We start from the raw sequence: 7,185 nt of genomic DNA, 5'->3' as shown, positions 1-7,185 counted from the left end.
TGTCGCGTCGTGAAATTGCCGGTCGCGGCCGGAGGGGCCGCCTATAACCGGGCCCGCAACTCCCGTTTGAGCACCTTGCCGTAGCTGTTCTTCGGCAGCTCCGCGACGAGCAGGTAGCGCTTGGGCCGTTTGAACCGGGCGATCCGCGCCAGCAGGTGCGCGTCCAGCTCCGCGGTGTCCAGCACGCCGGCGGTTCCCACGACGAACGCCACCACCACCTCACCCCACTCCGGATCGGGCGCCCCGACGACGGCGGCCTCGGCGACGTCCGGGTGCTCCAGCAGCGCCTCCTCGACCTCGCGCGGATAGATGTTGCTGCCACCGCTGATCACCACGTCCTTGGACCGGTCATGCAAGGTGAGCTGACCGCCGGCCGACAGCGAGCCGAGGTCCCCGGTGTAGAGCCAGCCATCGCGCAGCGCCGCGGCGGTGGCGTCCGGATTCTTCCAATACCCGGACATGACAACGTCTCCGCGGCACACGATCTCACCGACCTCCCCGATGTCGGCGGCGCTGGCGTCGTCACGCAGCACCGCGACGTGCACACCGGTTCGCGGGTAGCCGACCGATCCCAGCGCGGCGTCGTCGGCGCCGACGTGCTCCGCGCGGCGCAGGCCGGTGATGGTCATCGGCGCCTCGCCCTGCCCGTAGATCTGGGCGAAGACCGGACCGAAGGCCGCCATCGCCTGCTTGAGGCTCTCGACGTACATCGGGCCGCCGCCGTACACGATCGTCTGCAACCCACCGGGACACGATCGGCCGGTGGCCACCAGGCGCTGCACCATCGTCGGCGCCAGGAAGGCCCGGCAGCCGGGATGCGCCTCGCACAGGTCGAGGAATGCGTCGGCGTCGAAACCATGCGATGCCGGAACCACCTGGCGAGCACCCCGGGCGACGTAGGCGGGAATGTAGAGACCGGAGCCGTGCGACATCGGCGCGGCATGCAGCAGGCTGCAGTCGGCGTCCGGATCGTCGATGTCGGCCAGGTGGGCAAGGGTCGCCGCCATCAGGCTGCGGTGCGAGAGCATCGCGCCCTTGGACCGGCCGGTGGTGCCGCTGGTGTAGAACAGCCAGGCCAATGTTTGCGGATCGGTGACCGGGGGCGTGAGCGGGGCGCCGCTGAGCCGGGTCGAATACGCCTGGCCGCCCAGGATCTCGATCGGGGTCTCGGTGACCGCTGCCAGTTCGGCACCGATCTGCGGAGAGGCGAACACCACGGTCACCTCGGCGTCGGCGAGGATCTGTGCCATCTCGCGGGGATGCAACTTGTAATTCAGCGGCACCGCCACACATTCGGCCGCCCAGATTCCGAAGAACAGTTCGACGATCTCCGGCCGGTTTTCGCTGGCGATGGCGATGCGGGCACCCGGGCCGGCGGATTCCAGCGAGCCGGCCAACCGCAGCGCCCGGTCCCGCAACTGCGCCCAGCTGGCACTGCACCGGGTTCCGTCGTAGACCGCACCACGCTCGGCGAACCGCTGCGCGGTCTGGTCCAACAGCGTGAACACGTTCACGGGGTGCTCCACTGCGAGCCCAAGCCGCGCTCCGACAGGTACTTCGTCGAACTCCAGCCACCGTCGACCACGATGGTCTGCCCGTTGATGAAGCTGCCGCCCGGTGAGCACAGGAACGCCACCGTGCTCGCCACGTCGTCGACGGTGCCCAGCCGCTGATGCGGCGTCATCTCGACGTTCATCCGCCGGAATCGCTCGTCGGCCAGCCGGTGCTCGGTCATCGGAGTGTGGATCACGCCGGGCGCCACCGCGTTACAGCGGATACCTTGGGCCCCGTACTGGCAGGCGATATGCGTGGTCAACGCGGTCAGGCCGCCTTTGGCCGCCGAGTAGGCGCCGCCGCGCAGGCCACCCACCACCGCGAAGGTGGAGGTGATGTTGATGATCGCCGAGCCGGGCGCCATGTGCCCCAGCACCTCGCGGGCCAGCCGAAACGGTGCCCGCAGCATCAAACCCAGGAAGTAGTCCAGGTTTTCGTCGTCGGTCTCGTGCAACGGCGCAGGGCTGCCCGCCCCGGCATTGTTGATCAGGAAGTCGACGTGTCCCCAGCGTGCGACCGCCGACTCGACGATGCGGGTGGGAGCGTCGCCCTCGATCAGGTCGACGGCCAGCGTCGCGACCCGGTCGGGGTCGCCGACGGACTGCGTCCATTCGGCGAGCCGCTGCGGGTCTCGTCCGGTCCCCAGCACCGCCATCCCGTCCTGCGCCAGCCGCGTCGCGCAGGCCGCCCCGATACCGCCGCTGGCCCCGGTCACTATCGCTACCTGCATGCTCACCCGTCCGTCGCTGTCAGTGCCGCCGTGATCTGATGTTTGAGAACCTTGCCGGCGTCGTTTTTGGGCAGCGCGTCCCAGATCACTACCTGTTCAGGCGATTTGAACCGGGCCAGGCCGCGTTCGGTGAGGAATTCCCGCAGGCTGGCCACGTCCGGCACGGCTTCTCCTTGCGCCGGCACGACCACGGCGCACGCCCGTTCGCCGGTGCGGGAGTCGGGCAAGCCGACCACGGCAATCTCGTCGACGCCGGGATGCTCGACGAGGACGTCCTCGACTTCCTTGGGTGAGATGTTCTCTCCGTTGCGGATGATGAGATCCTTGGCGCGGCCGGTGACCACCAGGTATTCGCCGTCGACCCACCGGCCCAAATCGCCGGTCCGGAAGAACCCGTCGGCGTCGGTCGCCGTGTCCTCCGGATGCAGGTAGCCGATCAGCATCTGCGGGCCGCGCACCCGGATCTCACCGTCGACGATGTGGACCTCGGCAAGCCCCGGCCGCCCGTCGGTGTCGGCGGCATGATCGAGGTCGCCGGGGGCCAGCGCCCCTACCGTCGTGACCGGTACCTCGGTGCTGCCGTAGACGCGGCTGATCACGGCGTGCGGGAAGTACCGGGCGGCCTGCCGGATCAGGGACGGCGACACCGATGCGCCGCCGCAGATGAACACCTTCAAATCCGGCAGCCGGGTGTGCGCCGCCTGCGCGGCGGCCAGCATCTGCTGCAGAAACGGCGTCGCCCCGGCCATGTGTGTGCACCGTTCGCCCTGCATCAGCGCGACCGCGGCCTCGGCATCCCAGCGGTCCATCAGCACCGCGGTGGTGCCGAGCAGCAGCGGGCATTCGAAGGCGTAGATGGAGCCGCCGATGTGTGCGATCGGGGACGGCACCAGGAACGCATCGCCCTTGTCGATCCGCCAGTGCTCACCCAGCTGGCGGATCAGGGCGCCGAGCGAGTTATGGCTGTGCAGCACACCTTTCGGCCGGCCCGTGGTGCCTGAGGTGTACAGGATCATCCGCGCCGAATCCGGATCCAGGGCGGGCAGCGGGTGCGGCTCCCCCGGGTGCTCCAGCAGCGTGGCGAAGCCGCCCGGGCCGCGGACCACGACGGTCTCCGGCGGTGCGAACAGTTGCGCGGACACCCGCCGCAGCATCGCCGGGTAGTCGTGACCGCCACCGAGGCTGCCGGGCAGGAAAACCATCCGTGCGTCGGCGTCGCGCAGGATGAACGCCAGCTCATGGTCTCGCAGCGACGGCAGGATGGGGTTGACCACCATGCCGGCCAGCGTCGCGCCCAGGTAGATGACCGCCGCCTCATGCCAGTTGGGCAGTATGAACGACACCACGCTGCCGACCGGCATCCGATCCAGTAGCGCCTGCGCCAGGCTCGCCGACTGGCGATACAGCGTCTGGCAATCCAGCCGCACCGCACCATCGACCAGCATCACGCGATCCGGGGTGCGTTGCACGGCGTCGCGCAGCGCATCGGCCAGCGTCGCGGGAGGCATCAGCCCCGGACCCGTCGCATGGTCATCGAATGCCTGAACCGTGAGGCCGGATGGGTGTTGATGGTGACCTGCGCGATCTCACCGTCGGAGCTGGTGTAGGTGCGGTGCACCTCCAGTGCGGGCGCGCCGGCGGGTACTTTGAGTCCGTTCGCCAACTCGGCCGGGATCAGCACCGCCGCGATCTCCTGGTGCACCTCCACGATGCTCTGCCCGAACAGGTCCTCGATCAGCGGGAATATCGGTCCGTCGTGTCGCTGCAGCAGCCGGCCGACTCCGGCGAAGGCGCGGTTGATGTAGTACTCCGTCCAGCACAGCGGATGCTCGGCGCCGTCAGCCTCCCGGTACCCGCGCACCGAAAGCCAGTCCTGGCCGACGGCCAGCCCGGTTCGCCGTGACAACACGTCATCCATGGTCACCATGGTGCTGGACTCGATGGAGAATCGTGCCCCGGACGCGAACGCCAGCAGGTCGTTGATGGACATCACGTCCTGCACATAGGAATCGGACGTCGGGCGTGGCACCACCAGAGTGCCGGCCCGCGGCCGCGACGAGACCAGGTTGTCCTCCCGCAGCCGGCGCAGCGCCTCCCGCACGGTGTATCGGCTCACCGAGAACCGTTCACAGAGTTCGTGTTCGGTGGGAAGGTGTGATCCCACCGGGTACACGCCGTCCACGATCTCCTTGCGCAGCGTGCGCGCCACCTGCAGGTAGCGGTGGTCGCCGGCGGCGGTGTCGGACATCGGTTCGCGCTCAGGTCCGGTGCAGCGCGAGCACGCTGCCCTCGGCGTCGGCCGACAGGTACAGGGTGCCGTCCGGTCCGGCGGTGATTCCGGCGAACGGACCCTGCGGGCCGGAGAACGGCGGCATGCCACGCAGCGGCTTGGGTGTCACGCCGGCCGGCGCGCCGACGGGCAATCCGGTGGCGATGATCTGCCGGGCATTGGTCTGCAGATCGACCGAGATCAGCGCCTTGGCTTCGGCGTCGACGATGTACAGCGACCCGTCGCACAGCAGAATCCCTTGCGGGCGTTGCAGATCGTCGACCACCGTCTCGGTGCCCGACCCGCCCAGCTTGACCACCCGGCCGGCCTCGGCGACCAGACAGCCACCGTCGGGCGCGATCGCCACACCCACCGGATCCCGCAGGCCGGTGGCCAGCACTTGGACCCGCGTGGCAAAGTGACCCGACTCGATCGACAGCACCCGCCCGGTGCCCAGCTCGGCCGCTACGACCGTCCCGGCAGGGTCGAGCGCAACACCGTAGAGCTGGTCGAATCCGTCTGCCAGCACCTCGCTTTGACTGTCGGCCGGGCGATACCGCGACACCTGCCCGCCGGAGGTGGTCACCACGAACTCCCCGGGACCCGCCGATGTCAGGCCGCGCACGAATCCGGGGTAGCCGGGGCTGAACAGCATCCCCTCGGTCTGCAGGGATCCATCCGGGCACAGCGCATAAAGGTAGGTCCCGTCCGCGATGCGCACGACGCCGTCGTGGCCCACCGCGAGGTCCAACGGCCAGTTCAGACCGCCGGCCAGCACCGTGCGGGTGGTGCCGCCACCCAGGATCTCGGTGATCTCACCGGTGAAGTGGGAGACGAACAACCGGTCACCGACGAAGGTGAGATTGTCCAGGCCGGGGTTCAGCTGGCCCAGCACGGTGCGCTCCCCGCTACGCGGATCGATGCGCAGCACCTGACCGCTGGCCACCTGGGTGGACACGATGCAGCCGTCGGCGTCGAACTTCACCGCGTCGGGCACGCCCAGGTCGGCAGCGACGCGCTGCGGCTCACCGCCGTCCGGATCGATGCGCCAGATCTCGTTGGCGCCCATCACCGGGAAGTACAGCAGCCCGTCAGGGCCCACTTCCATCGCGTTGGGCGAGGGAACGTTGTCCAGCAGCAGCCGCGGTTGCCCGCCGGTGGGATCGAGTTCGAAAAGCCGCCCGCCCTCGCGGCATTCCCCGACGAACAGCCGACCGTGATGCACGGTGATGCCGTTGGCGCACGGAAGATCGTCGCGCAGCACCCGGGCGCGGCCGCTGTTCTCGAGCACACTGACGCGGCCGTCCATCACCTCGGTGGCGTACAGGTTGCCATGCGGGTCGAAGGCGACGTCGTCGGGCGCGATGATCTCGCCTCCCTTGGCGCTGACGGTGCCGACCTCGCCGGTCGACACGTCGAGTGCGCTGATCTGGCTCCCGGTCACCTGGGCGATATAGATGCGGCCGTCCGGGCCGGTGCGCAGGCCGTTCGCGCCGAACAGCCGGCTCGGCGGTGTGCAACGTCGCAGGCTCCAACCTTCGGCCAGGTCGACGGTCCGCCCGGCGGCATACCGACCTGCCGGATGCGTCGCCGATCCGAGGGTCACCGCTGGCACGGTAGCAACCTTGACTGGTCCAGACAATATCGACAAATCGTCACCAACTACCCCTTGACGTTGCGTTCAGCTCTGGAGAATCATATTCTCATTCCACTGCACATGACTAGCTAGTCCGGACAATTAATTTGACTGAACAAGATCCCCTGAGCCTCACCGGCCGCGTCGTCGTGGTATCCGGTGCTGGTGGCGGCGGCATCGGCACCACGGTCACCCGCATGGTCGCCCAGGCCGGTGCCACCGTCATCGGGGTGGGCCGCACTCGGGAGAACCTCGACCAGCACGTCGCCCCGTTGGCCGACCGGGGCCTGGCGGTGGTCCCTGTGCTCGCCGACTCCGCCACCGACGCCGGTATCGCCACCGTCCTCGACGCCGCCCGAAGCGCCGACGGCACGCTGTACGGACTGGTCAATGTCGCCGGTGGCGCCGCGCCGTCGACGTGGATGCCCGCCACCCGGGTGACTCGCGTGGACTGGCGGACGCTGTTCACCGACAACCTGGAGACGATGTTCTTCATGAGCCAGGCGGTGGCGGCCGAGCTGCGGGCCCTCGACCGGCCCGGCTCGATCGTGTCGATCTCCTCGATCAGCGGCATGAACACCGCCCCGTTTCATATCGCCTACGGCACCGCCAAGGCGGCGGTGGTCGCCGCGACCCGCACCATGGCGGTCGAACTGGCGCCCTTCGGTATTCGGGTCAACGCAATCGCACCCGGCGTCACCGAGACAGCCGCGTCGCGCACCTATGTCGACGACGATCCCGACCGTGACCGACAGGCGATCGCGATGGGTCGGCGCGGGCGCCCGGAGGAGCAGGCCGGCGCGATTCTGTTCTTGCTGTCCGAGCTGTCCAGCTACGTCACCGGCCAGACCCTGTTGGTCGACGGCGGACTCAACTTGAAGTGGAGCCACCTGGGCGCGGACAACACGTCGCTGTTCCTCAAGGACGAGTCCTTCCGCGCGGCCATCACGAAGGAGGAACGGTGACTTTCCACCCGCGAGCAGACGTGAAAGTACC

General features: G+C 68.8%; 6 protein-coding genes. 1 reads left to right on the top strand and 5 read right to left on the bottom strand.

The window, feature by feature from the left end:
- Window positions 1-41: 41 nt before the first annotated feature.
- The 5 genes from AC5Y36_RS20995 to AC5Y36_RS20975 are packed head-to-tail and all read right to left on the bottom strand — an operon-like array spanning window position 42 to window position 6,159.
- Window positions 42-1,514 (bottom strand): AMP-binding protein, encoded by a 1,473-nt coding sequence (locus AC5Y36_RS20995; RefSeq protein WP_500042888.1) that lies wholly within the window; start codon window positions 1,512-1,514, stop codon window positions 42-44.
- On the bottom strand, window positions 1,511-2,284 hold the full coding sequence (locus AC5Y36_RS20990) for an SDR family NAD(P)-dependent oxidoreductase (protein ID WP_500042887.1): 774 nt from the start codon (window positions 2,282-2,284) through the stop codon (window positions 1,511-1,513). Before AC5Y36_RS20990 ends, AC5Y36_RS20995 begins: the two co-directional genes overlap by 4 nt.
- Before the next feature lie 2 nt (window positions 2,285-2,286).
- Window positions 2,287-3,792, bottom strand: a complete 1,506-nt coding sequence (locus AC5Y36_RS20985; RefSeq protein WP_500042886.1) for an AMP-binding protein — start codon at window positions 3,790-3,792, stop codon at window positions 2,287-2,289.
- On the bottom strand, window positions 3,792-4,532 hold the full coding sequence (locus AC5Y36_RS20980; RefSeq protein WP_500042885.1) for a GntR family transcriptional regulator: 741 nt from the start codon (window positions 4,530-4,532) through the stop codon (window positions 3,792-3,794). The genes AC5Y36_RS20985 and AC5Y36_RS20980 overlap by 1 nt, the downstream gene beginning before the upstream one ends.
- 10 nt (window positions 4,533-4,542) lie before the next feature.
- Window positions 4,543-6,159 carry an SMP-30/gluconolactonase/LRE family protein gene (locus AC5Y36_RS20975; RefSeq protein ID WP_500042892.1) on the bottom strand — a complete coding sequence of 539 codons (1,617 nt, stop codon included), beginning with the start codon at window positions 6,157-6,159 and terminating at the stop codon, window positions 4,543-4,545.
- A gap of 137 nt (window positions 6,160-6,296) precedes the next feature.
- Here AC5Y36_RS20975 and AC5Y36_RS20970 point away from each other — a divergent pair, with 137 nt between their 5' ends.
- Window positions 6,297-7,154, top strand: coding sequence for an SDR family NAD(P)-dependent oxidoreductase (locus AC5Y36_RS20970; protein ID WP_500042884.1), 858 nt, complete (start codon window positions 6,297-6,299; stop codon window positions 7,152-7,154).
- The last annotated feature ends 31 nt before the right edge of the window (window positions 7,155-7,185 follow it).

The organism is Mycobacterium sp. NGS50, from assembly GCF_059812545.1.
The sequence above is the reverse complement of the archived record's forward strand: the minus strand, read 5'-3'. Positions and strand labels throughout refer to the sequence as shown.

Bases quoted from the DNA above. Each gene is read 5' to 3' on its own strand.
- AC5Y36_RS20990 (WP_500042887.1), bottom strand. From the start codon at position 2,284: ATGCAGGTAGCGATAGTGACCGGGGCCAGCGGCGGTATCGGGGCGGCC.
- AC5Y36_RS20985 (WP_500042886.1), bottom strand. From the start codon at position 3,792: ATGCCTCCCGCGACGCTGGCCGATGCGCTGCGCGACGCCGTGCAACGC.
- AC5Y36_RS20980 (WP_500042885.1), bottom strand. From the start codon at position 4,532: ATGTCCGACACCGCCGCCGGCGACCACCGCTACCTGCAGGTGGCGCGC.